Below are 18,129 nucleotides of genomic sequence, written 5' to 3'. Positions count from 1 at the left end.
GCCTCAGGCAGCGCGCGCAGGCCCCCGCAGTTCCGCCAGCCAGCCGGCGTAAGCCTGTTCAACCAGGCCGGCTGTGCGCTCGGCGGAAAACAGGCCTTGCCCGCGGATCAGCTCGCGGCCCGCATCGCCCATGCGGCGGCGCAGCGCCGGATCGGCCAGCAGGCTTTCCAGCGCTCCCGCCAGCGCCGCAGGATCGCCGGGCGGCACCAACAGGCCAGTCACGCCCGCCTGCATGGTTTCCGGCACGCCGCCCACGTCGGTGCCTATGACCGGCACCCCCATGGCCGCGGCCTCGATGAAGACAGTGCCCAGCGCCTCGCGCAGCGTCGGCAGCGCAAACACGTCGAAGGCTGTCAGGACATTGCCGATGTCGTCGCGCCGGCCGGTGAAATGCACGCGGTGCGCCAGGCCCAATGCCTCCACCTGCGCCTGCAACTGCCCTGCCATGGGCTGGCCCTCGCCCACCAGCACCAGATGCGCCTGCGGAAACGTGGCGGCGATACGGCGAAAAGCGTCGATCAGGTCGCAATGCCCTTTGTCCGCCCTCATGACGGCCACGCAGCCGACCACCAGCGCATCCTCCGGCAGGCCAAGCTCGCGCCTGACGCAGACGCCGCCATGCACCTGAGGCAGCACCACGGGCGAATGGATGGTGGCGATGGCCTCCGGCCGCGCGCCGCCGTCCAGCAACTGGCCACGCACGTAACGGCTGACGGCGATGACGCGATGCGCCAGCCACGTATAGGCGTAGAGGGAATTGATGGGCTTGGCCAAATGGCGCGTGCGCACGATGAGAGGCGTGCCCGCCAGGCGCGCCGCAAACGCGCCCAGGACCGTATCGCGGCGACTGTGCGTATTGACCACGTCAAAGCGCCCGCGGCGCAACAGCCGGCGCACGAACGCGACGCCGCGCACGAAGTTGAGCGGGCCATCCATGGGAATGAGGTGCACGGTGAAGCCGGCCTCGCGCAAGCGCGTGCCGAGTTCCGCCTCCGGCTGGCAGACCGCTTCCAGATGGTGGCCGCGCTCGCGCATGGCTATCATTTCCTTGTAGATGCAGAATTCCTGGCCGCCGAACGAGGTGGCCGCTTCCGTGTGCAGGATGCGCAGGCGCGCTTCGGGGCCCGGCCGGCCCTGGAGGGATTCGATGGAATTCGGCATGATCAGGACTGGCCGCCTTGCGAGGCGTCCGCGTCGCTCCAGCAACGGCCCTGCGATAGCAGGTAGGCTTCCAGGTAGGCGATGTCTTCCTGCTCCAGGGCCGCCGCGCCCGCGCTAGCGCAGTCGCGCGGGCATTCGGCGGCGTGCAGCCGGCCATCGGACCAGACGCGCACGGAACCGGTGCGGGACAGATCGAAGCGCGCACCGGCCCGCGCCCAGCCCAACAGGCGTGTGCTGGGGATCAGTTGCCGGGTCTGATAGACGCCATGGGGACTCTGGGCCGCAGGCGCCGTGAGCGCTTCGCCAACATCCACCAGGCGGCTCGCGGCGCCGGGCTTGGCGGGCGTGTAGGTCAATACCGTAAGAGGGCGTAATGGCATTTGGCTAGCAAGAGTCGCCAGGCGGCGTTGCTGGCCACGGACTGGTCGGGATTCGAGGGAAAGGGTTTGGTCGCCGGACAAGCAACGCCAACAATTCGACGCTGATAAGCTGTTTTTTCGAATAATTGAAAGATGTTCGACGACGTAGAGGAATCCCGAAAGATGAATTCAGGTAAAATTCAGGAATGAAACGCGCATCTTATCAAAACGTAAGCAAGGGCGGTACTGCATGAGTTTCCAGGCCGTCCCTTCCCAAAAGCCGGTCTCGTTCCTGCAATCGTTCCTCCGTTCCGAGGCGCTGGGCGGCTATGTCCTGATGCTGGCCGCGCTGGTCGCGCTGGTGGTGGCTAACAGCCCGGCCGCGCCGGCCTATTTCAGCGTGCTGGAGACCAAGCTCGGCTTCCAGGCGGGTCCGGTCTTGCTTAAAGAAACCGTGCTGCACTGGATCAACGACGGCCTGATGGCGGTGTTCTTCCTGCTGGTCGGCCTTGAGATCAAGCGCGAAGTCCTGGACGGCCAACTGCGCGGCGCCGCCCGCATCGTGCTGCCAGGCATCGCCGCCCTGGGCGGCATGGCCTTGCCCGCCCTGATCTACGTGCTGATCAACGTTGGCAGCCCCGACACTCTGCGCGGCTGGGCCATTCCGGCGGCGACCGACATCGCCTTTGCGCTGGGCATCCTGGCGCTGTTGGGCAGCCGCGTGCCGACCTCGTTGAAGATCTTCCTGACGGCGCTGGCCATCCTGGACGACCTGGGCGCCATCGTCATCATCGCCTTGTTCTATACCGCCGAACTCAACGTGTTCGCGCTGAGCATGGCGGGCGCCCTGCTGGTCTGCCTGTTCTGCCTGAACCGCGCCGGCGTGCTGCGCCTGACGCCCTACCTGCTGATCGGCGCCGTGCTCTGGTACTTCGTCCTGAAGTCCGGCGTGCATGCCACGCTGGCCGGCGTGGCGCTGGCGCTGACCATTCCGCTGCGCCCGCAGAACCAGGGCCATCCCGGCGCGCACTCGCCCCTGCATACGCTGGAACATGCGCTGCACAAGCCGGTCGCCCTGCTGATCGTGCCGATCTTCGGCTTCGCCAACGCTGGCGTGTCGTTCGCCGGCATGGGCCTGGGCAGCCTGGCGGCGCCCGTGCCCCTGGGCGTGGCGCTGGGCCTGTTCCTGGGCAAACAGCTGGGCGTGTTCGGCTTTGCGTGGTTGGCCATCAAGAGCGGCATCGCCACCCTGCCGCGCCACGCCAGCTACGCGCAGCTGTACGGCGTGTCGCTGCTTTGCGGCATCGGCTTCACCATGAGCCTGTTCATCGGCGCCCTGGCATTCAGCGATCCGGCCGCCATCGACGCCACCAAGATCGGCGTGCTGACGGGCTCGCTGGCGTCCGCCGTGGTCGGCTTCCTGGTGCTGCGCGCCTGCGGCACGCGCGCTGGCGCCGCGGAAAACCTTGATCCCGGGTTGAAAGCGGACGGCGGGCGCTAAAGTAGCGGGATCCGCCACCCGCCCTGGAGCCGCCATGAAACCGTCCGCCATCGCCGTGCAACGCGTCTACGAGGGCTTGGGTCCGGAAGGCAGCTACCGGGCGCTGGTGGACCGCATGTGGCCGCGCGGACTGCGCAAGGCGGACCTGCACCTGGACGAATGGGCCCGCGACATCGCGCCCACCCTGGAGCTGTGCAAATGGTTCAGCCACATCGAAGATCGCTGGGAAGAATTCCGCCAACGCTACCAGGCCGAACTGGCGGAACCCGAACAGCAGGCGCGCATGGCCGCCCTGCTGGACGCGGCGGGCGACCGTCCGCTGACCCTGCTCTATGGCGCCCGCAACACCGAACACAACCAGGCCATCGTGCTGCGCGAGGTCCTGCAGGACTACGTCCGGCATCACCGCAAGCGCAAGGCCTGACGCCCCGCATGCTTTGATACCCTAGCCCGCTTTTATCGACCGGCGCGCAACCGCGCGCCGACAGTCTGTCTTGAGGAATCCCATGTCTTTCAGCTCCGACGCCTGGGCGCGCAACGCCACACTCTACGAAACCACGCGCGACATGCCGTTCAACCGCGAACTGGCCAGCGGCCAGCTCGACGAGAACGCGTTCAAGCACTACATGATCCAGGACGCGCACTACCTGGTCGCATTCGGGCGCGCGCTGGCCATCGCTTCGGCCAAGGCCGACGACGCCGACGGCGTGGTGCAGTTCGCCGACGCCGCCAAGGGCGCGGTGGTGGCCGAACGCACCCTGCACGCGGGCTTCCTGAAGCAGTTCGGCATCGATGACGCCACCTTCGAAGCCACACCGCTCACGCCTGCCTGCCACCACTACACCAGCTACCTGATCGCCACCGCCTGGAGCGCGCCGTACCCGGTAGCGCTGGCGGCCCTGCTGCCGTGCTTCTGGATCTATGCCGAAATCGGCCGCGAAATCCATGCGCGGGCGGCGCAGCCCAATCCTTACTCCGCCTGGATCGAGGCCTATGCCTGCGAGGACTTCCACGCCCTGGTGCGCCGAGTCATCACCACGGTCGACCGCGTCGCCGAAAAGGCGTCCGCCGAAACGTTGGAGCAGATGCACGCGGCGTATACGCGTGCCGCGCAGCTGGAATGGATGTTCTGGGATTCGGCGTATCGGCAGGATGGGTGGCCGGTTTGAATCGAGGGTAGCGATTTCGGAGTCGCCGCCGCCAGGTGTTGGCGGCACACTTGAGCGCCAGGCTATTGATGCCTGGCGTTTTTGTTTCAGCGGGTTGGATGCATCCGCCATCGCCCAATTGCTGCTGGAGAGTTGGATCCGGCCGATGAAGTCTTACAGCAGTGGGTAATACGCCAGCTCTCACCGTTTAAAACACCCTCACCCTATCGTCCGGATTACGCCCAGTTTCATGACGGGTGGCGCGGCATCTTTCTTGTGTCGTTTCAGATGGACTGTTTAATTTTCTGAAATCCACTTCCCCAACATTTCAGAAAACTGCGCAACCGAGGCAGTATCAACGCTCCACTGAGAAATCTTCATCCCATCCTCACTGATTTCCTCCCTCGGATAAATATGTAGATTTATATCTTCCGGAACAAATGGAACAGACAACTCATTCAAAAATATCACATGATTTTGAATGTAGGCCTGCTCACTTTCAATATAAATTACCCAGCAAAATACGAAATTGGATGAATTCGGATCATACATAGAGGTTGCCAGAGCCGCATGCCCATGACTTTGCAACCCCTGATCCAGTGATTTCTTCCAACTCTTCAGATAATCCATGCGAGACCAGAATCTCACTGGAGAAAAGAAATTTTCCTTGTACCCATTGATTTCTATCTCTCCGAGCAACCCCTCCTCGTCAAACCTCGTCAGTACCTCATGGGACAAATCCATGCTGAAGCTCATTCTTTTATCCAACTCAGATTTCTAGATTTTTTTTTCGGTGGCATCGACGAAGGATGCCTTCATGCGATTGGCGATACTCTGACTCTTGCTCTTTCAATCGCGCTCTTTTAAGGAGCAACTTCAAACAGGGATATGTTCCAGAGAATCCCAACCTATACGAATCACCAAAACCGCTTTCATCTTCGCTTTCCAGAAAGACTAGATTTTCCCCCCCACCCTGGCCCCTGCCTCTGGCCGAAACTTGATTGAAAAATCGGACTGACACCTGGCCTCCCTCACAGATACCTTTCGCCAAAAGGCATGCCTATGCCTGGAAAAATTAACGAGGCCACCTGGGCACTAAAGAATAACGCAACACTCTATTTTCAAATTTTTTTGTAGTGATTTACGGCATCAGATATTATCTTTTCAACCTCACTCTTATTTATATACACATCCCAATATTTAATATTAGGAACTGCCGACCAGTAGCCTCTTCCTGTCGCATCTCTCAAAAATTGGCTTATTTTCGCGCCTATAATTCGCACCTCATCGCCATAAGCAACGCAAAAAACATGACATCCTGCATCGTAGATGTTTTGGGTAGCTGCTTGATATAAATAGGACGAATTAAAATCATCCGGAACATCGGCGTCCTCGTCTACTAGCTCTGGGGAAATCAATCCCAGCATATGATTGAAAGCAACCTTTGCGTCTGCCTCAAATAATTCGCGATTTTCAGGAAAAGAGACCAGTGCGTTTTTAGCGTCTAACATACACACATCCACGTCTAAAGTGGCTGTATGCATTTCTTCAGGAAACATCTCTCCGCCGATAAAAAAATAAAACAGTCCATTCCGATAGTTCGAACCCCAAACAGGTATATGCTCCATAAGGATCGCAAATTTGTATGTATCACCAAAAATCACATTCACCCCCACTTTCCGGATAAACCAAGTTTTCGTTTCACATCGATAGGAATAGCGCTCTTGTTCAACGAGTTATCTCTATCTGCGGTACTCCCCGTCCAGTGCCATTTTCCATCATTGCCGTCCGAAAACCGATGCACATTTCCGTTTTCATCCTTGGCATATCTATGCTTCCCACCCTCTTCAGGGGAAACGGAAGATTCAAACAAACCCAGCGAGTTTCTCGGCTCTAATCCGGCATTCGGCCTGTTCCCAAACACCCCACGAGTGTGCTTGTCATTCGATTTGTAAACCAACCCATTCGACGCAAGCACAGGCTCCGGCACAGGCAGCGGGCTTCCTTTACCGCCCCCCTTGCCCGACTCAGTAGTAGAACCATCCTTTCCTCCCTTCGCCGCTCTCCCGCCTATCGCTCCAGCACCGGCCGCCGCACCCTGTATCCCTTCCTCGGCCAGGCTTTCCCAAAACAGCTGCTTCGCTTCCTCACTTCCACGCTCCATGCCTCTTTTGATGGCGGTAAAGCGATCAGCCACGAGCAAGGGCATCCCGAAACGGAGGATTTCGAGCTCTTCTAATTCGGCAGTGCTTAGACCCTGAGCGCTTCTAGATTTCTCTACCAGCTCTCCTTGACGCTGGGTGGATTCGGCCAGACGTTGCGTGAGCTCATGCGCTATCTCAACGCAGTCGACCCCGCATTCCTGGAGTTCGCGACCCCGCTGCGTCGATATCTCTCTGTACTTTGCCGTTACCTCGTCCCGGCACTTCGTGGTTCCGCACGCCTCCATCTCGGCCAAGCGAGACTGATGTTCATCGACAGCAAGCCGGTTGTTCGTCGTCTCGTTGTTCGCCGCGAACACCGCTTCCGCGCCGTCGACGCCAGCCACCTTGGACATCCCTGCCACCAGCGACTGGATCAGGTTGCTACGTTGCTCCTTCTCTTCAGGGTTGAGCTTTGACGTCTCGCCCAGCAGAGCATTCAACACCGACCCGGCTCCAGCCCCCAACGCTCCCGCGCCGCAGTCGTTGCCTTTAGCCGCCGCCCCGGCGCAGCCCACGATCGCATGCAACGCGGCGCGCGCCGCTTCCGCTTGCGGTCCATCGCCCAGATTGGATATGAACTTTTTGACTTCGGTGGCCGCCAACCCTTGCAGATAGTTGACCGCTACCGCCTGCACCATTTCGGTGACAGCGCCGGTGACGTTGCCGCTCACCGCGCCGGCTATTGCAGTGAACCAACGACGACTGTCGCCACCAGCCTCCCATTTCTTGGCGTCTTCGTATTGCGCTTTCAGCTCATCCCTGCGCGGACCCTCGGGTTCATTCTTCAAGGCCTCTTCAAGCGCCTTCGCCTTTGCCGCTCGATTCTCGAAGAACTGCCCCGCCTGTTTCCCCATTTCCTCCACGATGTCGAAACCCGCCTCGATCTGATCCTTATCGAAGATCGGATTCAACGAATTCAACGTGTCGCTCGTATCGCGGTTCAACAACGCGATGGTCTCAGTTGCCCTCTTGCCCGTCAGCGCCTGCTGCCCCGCAACGTCCCGGATCTCCACCGTCCCGCCGCTGATGCCGCTGAGCGTTTTGGAGTCGTTTTCGCCGAAGGCTCCAAGCGCCACCGGCGTCCCCGCCCCGCCGCTGCCGCCGCTCAGGGAGATCCGGTCGGCCTTGTAGCGCGCCACGTTCTTCACGTCTTCGGCCACCAGCGTGCCTGTCTTCAGCAGGTTCAGACCATCCGCCACGGCCTGGTCGCTGCTGGAGATGACGCCGCCTATCAGCGTGGTGTTGCGCTTGACGTCCACCACGAAGCCGCCGTCGCCCGCCATCAGCCCGGACTGCTCCTCCACCGACTTGTAGTCGCTCTTCATCCGGGTCTGCGAGACGTTGCCCGACACCGAACTCTTGCAATAGCCGTAGCACAGGCTGCCCTGCACCCCGCCGCCCTGCTGCTTGGAGTCGTAGGTGATGACGTCCTGCAGACTCTCGATGCGCAGGTCCCGTCCGACGTCGGCGATGATCTGATCGGCGCGGCCCGTCGCGCCAATCAAGGAGATGTCGCCGCCCGATTGCAGCGCCAGCACATTGCCCGCGGTCAGCTCGGTGTTGGTCCAGGTGGTGTCCTTGCCGTCGCTGCGGCCGCGCGAGGCGTTGGCCCCGGCGGTCGCCACGAAGCCGACGCCGTTGCTGCCCGCCGTCACGCCCACGCCTACGCTGGCGCCCGAACTCTTGTTCTGGGTGTGCTGTTCGTAGGTGTCGCGCGCGGCTTGCAGCAGGATGTCGCCGTCCGCCTTGAGCAAGGCGTTGTTCCCGGCGGACAGCCGCGAACCCGTGACTGTGATGTCCGAATCGGCGCCTGCGCCCTTGGCGATGACGGTGAGGTCCTTGCCCGCCGCGATGTTGGAGCCGACCGAGGACGTCGTGTTGCGGTTGGTGATGGTCTGGGTCTTGCTGCTGCCGATGTCCAGGCTCAGCGTCACGCCGCCCGCGCTCTGCGGGTCCGCCATCACTTCATCGTAGGTGTTGACCGCCGCCACGCCCGTGGTCACCAAGGCCAGGGCCTTCATGATCTTGTTGTCGGTCTTGCCGGCGGCGTTGCCCATGCGGTTCGCGGTTTGCATGGCATCAAGCAAGGGGTTCTTGGCGTTGATGCTGAGGCCGCTTTGCTTGACCTCGTGAAACTCTCTTTCACGGGCGGAGTCCTGGGCGGCGGCGATGTTGACCTGCTGGCCGATCAGGGTCACGTCGCCCTTGGGCGCGACCACGTTGCTGCCCACGATATTCAAGGTCTTGCCGGCGTTGATGAGCACGTCGCCTTCGACGCTGCCCACGGTGCTGGCCGTGTGGAAGACTTTCTTGCCATCGAGCGAGTCTGTCTGCTGGCGTTTGCCGTAGCTCAGGCCGCCCGTCGCGCCGAGGCCGGACTTGGTGACTTTCTTGTAGTCGTAGCTGTCCGTGGTGTTGACGCCGGGCAGGATGTTCACGTCGCGCTCGGCGTTCATGACCAGGTTTTTCTGCGCGCCGACGTTGGAGCCGATGACGTTCAAATCCCTTCCGGCCATCAGCACGGCGGTATCGCCGGTGAAGGTCGAGCCCTGCGCCTGCGTCCAGTCGCCCGACTTGATCGTGTGGGTGGTCTTGGAGGACAGGAAGCCCTTGGTCTTGTAATGGACCTCGTCGCGCGCAGAGCCCGTCTCCACGCCCGCGGTCAGGTTGATGTCGCGCCCCGCGGCGACCGCCAACTGCTTGCCGGCGGTGACATCGGCCGCACGAGCGTTGACATCCTGGCCTGCGATCAGGGTCAGGTTGCGGCCGGCGTCGATGACGGAGCCGATTTCCTTGCTGGTGCTCAGGTCATGACGATTGCGCCGGTTGAGCGCCATGCTTTCGCCATGGCTTTCCGTCAGCGTGGCCAGCGTGATGTCGCGACCGGCTTGCAGACGCGCGTCGTCCTTGACCATGACCTGCGCGGCGGTCAGCGTCAGGTCGCGGCCGGCCTGCATGTCGAGGGTGCCCGCCTCTACCCGCGCCACGCCGGTGAGGTGCGTGCCCCAGGTGCTGCCGTGGTTTTCGGAACCGGCGGTCGAGGTCAGCGCGATGTCGCGCCCGGCGGTCAGGGCGACCTTGTCGCCTTTGATCAGGGACGCGATGTTGGCCAGGTCTTCCCGCGCGGCGAGATTGACGCTGCCGCCCTGAATGGTGCCGCCAGCTTGGTTGACGATGTTGCCGGCGGTGACGACGGTGGCTTGCCGCGAACCGATGGTGCCGCTATTGGTGACTTTGCCTTCGGCGGCGATGTTCACGTCGCGCCCGGCCATGAGCGTGCCGTCGCCCTTGAGGTCGCCTTCGCGCACCACCAGGTAGACCTGCGGCACCAGCACGGTCTCGGTGCTGCCGTCGGGCAGGGTGACGGTCTGCTCCACCAGCCAGACCAGGTCGGTGGTGAGCTGACGCTGTTGGGCCTCGGTAAGCGCGGAGCCAAGCTTGACGCCATTGTCCAGCGCGAACTTGGCGCCAGCCGCGAGCAAGGCCTTGTACTGCGCGTCGTTGTCGCTGTAGTTCTCCAGGAAGCGCTGGCCGGTGGTGGCCAGAATCTGGTCGGACACCGCCTTCTGTTCATAGAAGCCGTCGCCCAGGCGCCGAGGTTGGCCCGAGGGCGTGAGGAACTTGGCGCCCGGCGGAATCAGCGCGGCCCAACCGCCCAGCCGGGACCCGGTCAGCGCGCCGCCGGCGGCAACCCCGGTCCCCGAGGAACCGCCGGACACATGGCCATCGGCGCCTGTATTGGCGTTGACGCCGCCAGACGGGTTGTCCCCCTGCTTGCGATCTCCCGTCAGGCCAGCGCCCGCGCCTGCCGTGTTGTCGATCGAGGTTCCCGGCAACGCGCCGGGCTGGCGCAGCAGGTCGAACAGATAGTCGCTGGAGACGTAGGGGCGTTGGCCCGTGAAACGCGGATCGGTGGACACGATGTACTGCGCGTCCGGCCGGCCGTTGATGGTGAACAGTTGGCTGTCGGGAATGCTGGCCGGATTGGATACGGTGCGGACGGCCTTGCCGCCCGGGAGGTCGAGGCTGGCGACCTGAACCGCGCCCGGCTTGCCGATCGCCGTAGAACCGGGCGTCTTGCCGCTCAGGCCGACCTGCACATTGCCGCCCGCTGTGGCGATGGGCAATTCGATGGGCTGGGCGGCCAGCGTGACGGTGTAGGGAGTGGAGTATTCCTTGCGGTCCCGGCGGCGCTCCTGCGTCACGGTTGCCGTGCCGTTGCGGGTGATGGTGCGCGTGCCGCCGGCGCCGATGTTGTTGATTTCCGGTCCGGATATCGACAACGCGCCGCCCGCCGCGATCTGACTCTTGTTGTTGGTGACGGCGCCGGTCAGCGTCATATTGCCGCCCGACAGGATGCGGGCGGGATCGGTGGAGGTCGTGCGCGATTCGGTGACGGTTTCGGTCACCTGGTAGTAGGTGAAATTGCCCACCAACCGATTGGCGTGGTCGGCGTTGAACTCGTGGATGCGCGCGTCCAGTTCCAAATGCCGGGCCTTGTAGGCGGCATAGGCCTCGTCGTGAGCCTTGCGGCGTTCGCTTTCCGCCGTGCATTCGGCACTCGTCCTGCAGGGACGATCCGGTTCCCGCCAAACGGGCATATCGCCCGCGGGCGGAGTCACGCCGAAGACCGCCCATACGCGCGCATCGTTGCCATACTTGAACTTTTCGGGCACTTGCGTGCAGTCGCCGCCGTTATCGCCGCCGGAGCAGACGTCGTAGGCCTTGGCATAGGCCGGCGGAATGGGCACATCCCGGCCCGCCTTGCCTTTGGTGCGCGGCACATAATCGAACGGAGGGCCGTAGCGATCCGCCGGGTACTTGGTCGACGGCAACAACAGCTTGCGTTCGGGATCGTCATTCAGCCATGCCGGATCCTTGCTGCACATGGGCGTGACGTCGTCGCACAGCCAGTTGGTTTCGGCGTCGTACATGTCCGTCGTGCCTTCTGGCGTGAAGTACACCTTGGGCTTGGACGACACCACCACGGTTTCGTTGGCGTAGTGATCGTTCCGGTTGATCAGCGATGCGGCCGAAATGCGGGCATCGCCGGCGGCTTCGATGGTGGCCGATGCGTTGATCAACGACACGGCCTGGCCGACGGCGCGGCCAATGGCGTCCAGCGCGCCGCCGATGCGCAGGTCTTTCGCCGCGTAGATCAGCGCATGCTCGCGGTTCACGAGGTTGGTGGCGCCCAGATCCAGATCGCCGCGCGAGGCGATCACGGCCCCGCCGCCCGCCCCCACGTCGTTGACCAGCGTACCCGCGCCGACGGAAATGGCGTCGCCGAATATGCGGCCCAGGTTGTTCAGGCTGCCGGCCCTGATGTTGGTGACGCCGCCGTCTATCAAGCCCTCGTTGGTCAGACCATTGGTGACGTTGAGGTTGTTGTTGCGCCCCGCCAGCAGTTCGCCCGTGGCCTGGTTGTGCAACGAGTCGGCCTTGATGTTCAGGTCGCGGCCGGCGCTGAGCCGGGCGCTGTTGTCCATGGCGCCACCCACCGCCAGGTTCAGGTCGCGGCCCGCGATGATGTCGCCGCTCTGGTTCAGCGCGCCGGCATATTCGAAGGAAAGATCGCCGGCGGACTCCACCACCCCCAGACCTTCCAGGGTTTTGACGATGACGGCCAGGCTCTTGCCGGCCAACACCTTGCCCTGCACGTTTTTCAGCGTGTCGGTCTCGATGCGCGCGTCGCCCTGCGAGACCACTTCGCCGGCGGTGTTGTCGACCTCCCTGGTCTTGATGGCGAGGCTCTCGCCCGCGTTGACGGCGCCGCCCCGGTTGTCCACCCCGTCGGCCACGATGCTCACGATCTTGCCCAACACGCCGCGCGCGGACGTGCCGGTGCCATTCAGCGTGTCGCGGTTATCCAGGCGGGACGCCAACAGCGTCAGCGTCCGATCGGCCTGGATCAGTCCGCGCTGGTTGTTGAGCGTGTCCGCGACGGTGACGTTCAGGTCGCCGCCCGCCACCGTGCCATCGCGGTTGTCCAGCGTACCCGCATTGATGCGCGCGTTGCCCGCGGTCGCGATCAGGCCGCCGGTGTTGTCCAGCGTCCCGCCCGCACCCAGATCGATGCGGGCATCGCCGGCGGAGGTGATCTTGCCGCCTGCGTTGCGCAAGTTGGCGGCGGACAAGTCCAGGCCGCCGCCATGAAGGGTTGCGCCGGCGGTGTCGATATCGCCCTTGGCCAACAGCGTCATCAGATTGTTGGCCGACAGCGTACCGCCCGCGAGCGACATATCGCCCGCCGCCGCGCCCGAGTCCGTGGCCGTCAGCGTCATGTCCTTGCCGGCGAGACTGGCGCCGGCATGCTGAATGGAGCCTGCCGTCAAACGCAAGCTGCCTGGCTGATTGAGCACGCCATCCGCGCCCACGCCCGCAGCCAGCCTGCCGGCATTGTCCAGCAGGCCTTGGGTGCGAACGTCGAGATCGCCGCCGGCCAGCACCGCGCCGGTGTTGGCGAGCGAGAAACCTGCGGTCAGGGTGGCATTCGTGGCCGCCACGGCCACGCCCGCATTGGCGAGCTTCCCGCCTGCGTCCAGGATCAGTGCGGCCGCGGATTGCAGGCGGCCGTCGGCGGCGATCCGCAAGTCGCCCGCCGCACTGGCGGACAGCGCGCCCGCCTGCGTGGCGATGATGCCGCCGAGCAGCGCGTCCTTGGCCGCGCGCAGCGTCATACCGCGGCCGGCGGAAGCCGACCCCAACGTCTGCAACGTGCCGCCCGCAGCGGCAACCAGGACGCCGCCCGCCTGCACCTGCGAACCGGCGCCGAGCGTCAGATCGCCGCGCGCGGCCTGCAGCGACAGGTCGCCTTGCAGTGCCGCGACTGTGCCATCAATCTTGACGCGGTCACCCGCGGTCAGGGCCTGTTCGCGGCCGGCCAGCATGCTGCCCGCCACGTCCAGGAATTCGTCCGCCGTCGCGGCGAGCTTGTTTGCGGCCTGCACCAGACCGTTCGCGCCCACTACGATATTCCGGCCCGTCATGGTCAGATTGGCATCGCTGGCAACGGACCCTTCCACTCGCGCATCGCGTGCAGCCGCCAAGGCCAGGTCGCGCACCGACGCCAAAGCGCCAGCGACAAAGAGGTCGCGGCCCGCGAGCGCATTCAAGGCGCCTGCTGCCTGCACCTGGGCGCCCTGTTTGACGATCAGGTCACGTCCCGCCAACACGGACATGTCGCCAGCCTTGGACGTGGCGGTTTCGCCCAACGCGGCCACCACGCCGCCCAGCCTGGCGTCGCCGCCGGCTTGCAGCATCAGCGCGCCGCCGGCCGCCAACGTACCGTCGGCCTCGACATCTCCCGCTGCGAGCAGGGACAGATCCGTAGCGGCCTGCATGCGGCCGCCGGCAGCGACTTCCAGATCGCCTCCGGCGTCGGCGGTCAATCCGCCAGACAGCGCGGTGACGGTGCCATCGATGCCGATATGCCTGCGCGCCGCGAGGCTGGCCGGCGTGCCGCCGGTCACCACGCCGGTCACAAAGAGATCCCGGCCCGCTTGTGCACGCAGCGTGCCGCCGCTGCCCGCGCCGTCTGCCGTGCCGGCGGTGCCCGCGATATGCAGATCCTGTCCCGCGTCGAGCATCAGGCTGCGGCTGCCTTGCGCCAGCCCGTCCTTGCCCACGCGCAGATCTCCGCCAGCCGTGACGTTCAACAGGCCGTTGGCGATCGTCTTGCCGTTCAACAGCGCATCCGTCGTGGCCGTCAGGCGGATGTCCTTCTCGCCGGAGAGGGTCCCGTCAAGAATCAGCTTGGCGCCGGACCGCGCCTCCAGCAGCCCGCCTGCCTGCAACGCGCCCGCCGCGCCCAGCGCGAGATCGCCGCCGCTGACAGCAGAGAGCGCGCCGTCGCGCGCCAGGACGGAACCGTCGACCTTCAAGTCCCCGCGGGTGCGCAGATCTGCGCTGCGGCCGGCGATCCACTGGCCGGCAACCGCGGCCGTGGCCGCGTCCGCGACCACCGAGCCGTCGGCCTGTATGCGCGCGTCCGAGGTCGAAGCCAGCGTCCCGTCCGTACGCAATCGCAGATCGCCCACAGCCAAGGTCTGGCCCTTGAGCGTCAGGTCCGCGGCCGCGTCCAGCGCCACATCGGCCAGCGATGACACGATGCCGGCAGCCGTCAGGGAGGCGCCCGCCAGTGCGCTCAATGCGCCGCCAGCCAGCGCCTGGCTGCCGGCGCCAAAAGCCATATCCCGCCCGGCGCGCAATGCGAGTTCGCCCTGGGCCGAGGCGGCCACGCCATCCAGTTTCAGGTCGCCTGCGGCTTGCAGGCTCGCGCCTTGATTCCCGCGCAGCTCGCCCGCCATGGTTACGTCGCCGCCGGCGCTCAAACGCGCGACATCAGCCGACTCGATCCGACCCGTCGCGGCGATTTGCGCCGTCCCGCCAGCGGTAAGGTCCAACCTGCCGTCTGCGCTGATCGTGCCTTGGGCCGCGACATCGCCGCCGGCCGTCAGCGCCGCATCGGCCGTGGACACCAGCGTGCCGTCGGCCCGCGCGTCGCGGGTCGCGTCCAGGCTCACGCCTTTGCCCTGCAATCTGCTGGCAGCGCCCAGCGACAAGTCCCGCCCGGCGGATGCGCGCAAGCGATCGCCGAAAGCCAACGCATCACCAGTCACGCGCAAATCGCGCACGGCTTCCAGCGTCATGCCGCCATCGGTCAACGTCGTGCCGGCCAATGTGAGGTCCTGGCCTGCGTTCAGGCGCAGCGTCCGGTCGCTCTGCACATGCCCGCCTTGGCTGAGGGCGAGATCGGCGCGCGCACGCAGATCCAGCGGACCCGCGGCATACAGCTTGCCGCTCACCGTGGCATTGCGCACCGCCTGCGCGGACAATTCATCCAGGGAACTCAAGGCGCCGGAGACCAGCAGATCGCCGCCCGCCAGGGCTTCCACACGCCCCTTGGCCGCCACGCGGCCTTGCGCGCCGATCGCCAGGTCGCTCCCTGCTGCCAAGCGCAAAGCGCCCGTGGCGGCGGTCAACGTGCCATCCACGGTTGCGTGGCGCGCGGCGATCAATTCAATGCCGCCATTGCTTTGCAATGCGCCCGCGAGCGCCAGATCCTGACCGGCTTGCCCCGCCACGCCGCCCTCGACTTCCCACTGCGCCTGCGTATTGCCTCGCAAGTCGCGCGCGGCCCGCAGATCCAGGTTCCCGGCCGTCGAACCTTTGCCGGCAAGCGATATGTCGCGGCCGGCGGTCAATGCGATGTCTGCGCGTGAACCCATGGCGCCGGCTGCGGTCAGGTCGCCGTCGGCTCGTGCTGCGATGCCTACGCCCTGGGTACGGCTGGCAGCCCCCAGCAACAGATCGCCGCCGGCGGCAAGCGACAAGGTACCGCCATACGCCAGAGCGTTGCCGTCGATGCGCATGCCCTGACCCGCCTGAAACGCCAATCCCGCATTGGTTTCAGCAACCCCGGCGAGCGTCAGTTCGCGTCCCGCCCGCAACTGCATCGCGCCTTCGGATTGCAGGATGGAACCCGCGCCCGCGACGAGCTTGCCGATGCTATCCACCGACAGCGGACCTCCGGCAAGCAGCTTGCCATCGACGGCGGCATCGCCTGCGGCCGCCACCGTCAACGCCTGCACCGATGACACCTCGCCCGCCGACCGGAACGCAGCGCCCGTGCGCAGGTCCGCCAGGCCGCCCGCCTGCGCCACGCCGCCCGCGCCGATGCTCAGGTCGCCGGCCGATGCCAGCCTCAGCGCGCCAGCCGTGGCGCCGGCCGTACCATCTAGCGACAGCTTGCCGTCCGCCCGGACGTCGAGGTCGCCATTGCTGCGCACGCTACCCGTCAGCGCCGCGTCGCCGCCTGCTTGCAGCCGTGCCTTGCCGGTGCTGGCCAATTGCCCGCTCACCTGCATGCCGCCCCGCGCTTCCAGCGTCAGGTCGCCATCGGCGCCGATGGCCGCGGAGACGGCCGTATCGCGGCCGGCTTGCAGGCGGACGTCGCCCGCCGCCGCCATGGTTCCGCCGGCCCGCAGGTCGCGCGACGCCACGGCGTCGACGACGCGTCCCTGCGTCTTGCTGGCGGCGCCCAGCTGGATATCGCCGCCACTGCGCATCTGCAGCGTGCCGCCGTAGGCCAGCGCACTGCCGTCCACCTTCAGGCCGCGCGCGCTGTCGATGGACAATGCGCCATCCGTCAACGCCGATCCTGCCAGGCTTACGTCTTCGCCCGCGCGCAGGCTCATCGACTTGCCCGACTGCAACTTCGCGCCCGCAGCGGATGAAAGCTCGCCGCCGGCCTGGACCTGCAACTCGCGCGATGCGACGACGCGGCCCGGCAATTGGATGTCTCGTGCGGCCTGTAGCGCCACCGTCCCCTTGGCCGACACCAGGCCCGCGGAGCCATCGCCCGCTGCCGTCTCGCCGGACTTCGCCGGCGGCGGATTACCATCCTGGCCGGACCCCGAACCCGTACCCGAACCAGCGTCCGTTGCCGGGTCGCCGCCCGAATCCGAACCGCCGGTCACGGGCGGCACAGGATCCGGCACGCGGGTCGCAACGCCGGCGCGCACATGGCGACCGGCCTGCGCGCTCAGATCCTGATCGCCCATCAGCAACGAGCCCGACAAGGCCAGGTCTCGCCCTGCGGCCACACGCAGCGCGTCCTGGGTCTGCAGGCTGCCCTGCGCCCCCACGGTCACGTCGCCCAGGGCGTTGACCGCCAGTTCCCCGCCCGCGCTCACCGCCCCGCGGATCGCGGCTAGCCCGCCTGCTTGCAAAGCCACCGTGCCCGACGCCTGCGCCGCGCCTACCACTTCAAGATCGCGGCCCGCCGCCATCTGCAAGTTCTTCGCGGCCTGCACGGTGCCGCTGGGAGTGATGCGCAGGTCCCCGGCGGCGCTCACCTCCAGATCACCCGTAAGCGCCACGAGATTGCCGCCCACGTTCACGCCCACGCCGGCTTCCGTGCCGATCAGCCGTATGCTGTTGGCGTACATGCCGCCCAGTGCCGCCGTGTCCAGCGCCACCGCAGGCGCGGCGCCCTCGCCTTCGCGAGCCGACACCGCGCCAGAGCCGTAATCCACCCGCGATGCACCCGCCGTTACGTTCAGGCGCTGCGCCCAGATGCCCGCGTTGATCTCCAATGTGCGCGCCATCAGGTCCACCTGGCCGACGTTCCCGCCGAGCAGGCCGTCGCCTTCGACCCGGATCTTGCCGCTCGCGACGTCCAGACCGATGCTGCCGTCCGGCCCGACAGCGGGCTTGCCGGTGGTGAGCGTGGCGCGGTCCGCGTTCAGGAAGCCGCAGCCGTTGCAGGTGATGCCGGCCGGGTTGGCGACGATGACATTGGCCCGGTTGCCCGCCACTTCAAGCGCGCCGGCCAGCTGCGACGGATTGGGGGCAGTGACCTGATTCAGGATGGTCGTCGCGCGCTGGTTGCCCAGCATGGGGTTGCCCGCGACCTGGCCCGCCAGTTGCGTCTGGCTGGCCCCGCCGCTGTTGTTCAACACCACGCCGGAGCGGCCGACGTTGAAGTCCGTGAACTTGTTGTTCGACACCCCGCCCGCGGTAGGCGGCGCGATGTTCACTACCGGCACCCCGTTGGTCACGCCCACCACTGGCCGTTGGCCCGGAGCATTCCGGTCCACTGAGATAGGTAGCGTCTGCGCCAGGACCGGCGTCCAGACCTGGGTGTACAGCACGAGCCACACGATGGCGGAACGGAATTTGGACATGAGGCACACTCGGTAGTCGGTTCTTGTGGCGCGCTGCGGGACTCGCGGCGCAAGGAGCGAAGCGCG

The 18,129-nt window shown here is 65.4% G+C and carries 8 protein-coding genes; 3 read left to right on the top strand and 5 right to left on the bottom strand.

Going from position 1 to position 18,129, the window contains the following annotated elements; genetic code table 11:
• Positions 1-3: 3 nt before the first annotated feature.
• Complete coding sequence (locus IB257_RS20355) at positions 4-1,161, bottom strand: glycosyltransferase family 4 protein (RefSeq protein ID WP_054456954.1); 1,158 nt, start codon at positions 1,159-1,161, stop codon at positions 4-6.
• A 2-nt stretch (positions 1,162-1,163) separates the two neighbouring features.
• Positions 1,164-1,541 (bottom strand): hypothetical protein, encoded by a 378-nt coding sequence (locus tag IB257_RS20350; RefSeq protein WP_054456956.1) that lies wholly within the window; start codon positions 1,539-1,541, stop codon positions 1,164-1,166.
• Positions 1,542-1,770: 229 nt separating this feature from the next.
• Here IB257_RS20350 and nhaA point away from each other — a divergent pair, with 229 nt between their 5' ends.
• The 3 genes from nhaA to tenA all read left to right on the top strand — a co-directional run bounded on the left by nhaA (position 1,771) and on the right by tenA (position 4,190).
• The gene (nhaA, locus tag IB257_RS20345; protein ID WP_225589049.1) at positions 1,771-3,021 is read left to right on the top strand and encodes a Na+/H+ antiporter NhaA; all 1,251 of its coding nucleotides are present in this window, start codon (positions 1,771-1,773) and stop codon (positions 3,019-3,021) included.
• A gap of 34 nt (positions 3,022-3,055) precedes the next feature.
• Positions 3,056-3,445: a DUF488 domain-containing protein gene (locus IB257_RS20340; RefSeq protein WP_054456960.1), complete on the top strand. Its 390-nt coding sequence runs from the start codon at positions 3,056-3,058 to the stop codon at positions 3,443-3,445.
• 82 nt (positions 3,446-3,527) lie between these two features.
• Positions 3,528-4,190, top strand: coding sequence for a thiaminase II (gene tenA / locus IB257_RS20335; RefSeq protein WP_192492726.1), 663 nt, complete (start codon positions 3,528-3,530; stop codon positions 4,188-4,190).
• A 276-nt stretch (positions 4,191-4,466) separates the two neighbouring features.
• Here tenA and IB257_RS20330 read toward each other — a convergent pair whose 3' ends face one another.
• From IB257_RS20330 to IB257_RS20320, 3 genes are all read right to left on the bottom strand, one after another.
• Positions 4,467-4,925, bottom strand: coding sequence for a hypothetical protein (locus IB257_RS20330; protein WP_175181516.1), 459 nt, complete (start codon positions 4,923-4,925; stop codon positions 4,467-4,469).
• A gap of 365 nt (positions 4,926-5,290) precedes the next feature.
• Positions 5,291-5,839: an immunity 42 family protein gene (locus tag IB257_RS20325; protein WP_217481766.1), complete on the bottom strand. Its 549-nt coding sequence runs from the start codon at positions 5,837-5,839 to the stop codon at positions 5,291-5,293.
• Entirely contained in the window at positions 5,836-18,063 is a 12,228-nt protein-coding gene (locus tag IB257_RS20320; RefSeq protein WP_192492725.1) for a hemagglutinin repeat-containing protein, read from the bottom strand. Before IB257_RS20320 ends, IB257_RS20325 begins: the two co-directional genes overlap by 4 nt.
• Positions 18,064-18,129: the final 66 nt, after the last annotated feature.

The sequence above is a fragment of the Achromobacter sp. ACM03 genome (genome assembly GCF_014851665.1).
GTDB lineage: Bacteria > Pseudomonadota > Gammaproteobacteria > Burkholderiales > Burkholderiaceae_B > Achromobacter > Achromobacter aegrifaciens.
The sequence above is the reverse complement of the archived record's forward strand: the minus strand, read 5'-3'. Positions and strand labels throughout refer to the sequence as shown.

Bases quoted from the DNA above. Each gene is read 5' to 3' on its own strand.
- IB257_RS20355 (WP_054456954.1), bottom strand. From the start codon at position 1,161: ATGCCGAATTCCATCGAATCCCTCCAGGGCCGGCCGGGCCCCGAAGCG.
- IB257_RS20350 (WP_054456956.1), bottom strand. From the start codon at position 1,541: ATGCCATTACGCCCTCTTACGGTATTGACCTACACGCCCGCCAAGCCC.
- nhaA (WP_225589049.1), top strand. From the start codon at position 1,771: ATGAGTTTCCAGGCCGTCCCTTCCCAAAAGCCGGTCTCGTTCCTGCAA.
- IB257_RS20340 (WP_054456960.1), top strand. From the start codon at position 3,056: ATGAAACCGTCCGCCATCGCCGTGCAACGCGTCTACGAGGGCTTGGGT.
- tenA (WP_192492726.1), top strand. From the start codon at position 3,528: ATGTCTTTCAGCTCCGACGCCTGGGCGCGCAACGCCACACTCTACGAA.
- IB257_RS20330 (WP_175181516.1), bottom strand. From the start codon at position 4,925: ATGAGCTTCAGCATGGATTTGTCCCATGAGGTACTGACGAGGTTTGAC.
- IB257_RS20320 (WP_192492725.1), bottom strand. From the start codon at position 18,063: ATGTCCAAATTCCGTTCCGCCATCGTGTGGCTCGTGCTGTACACCCAG.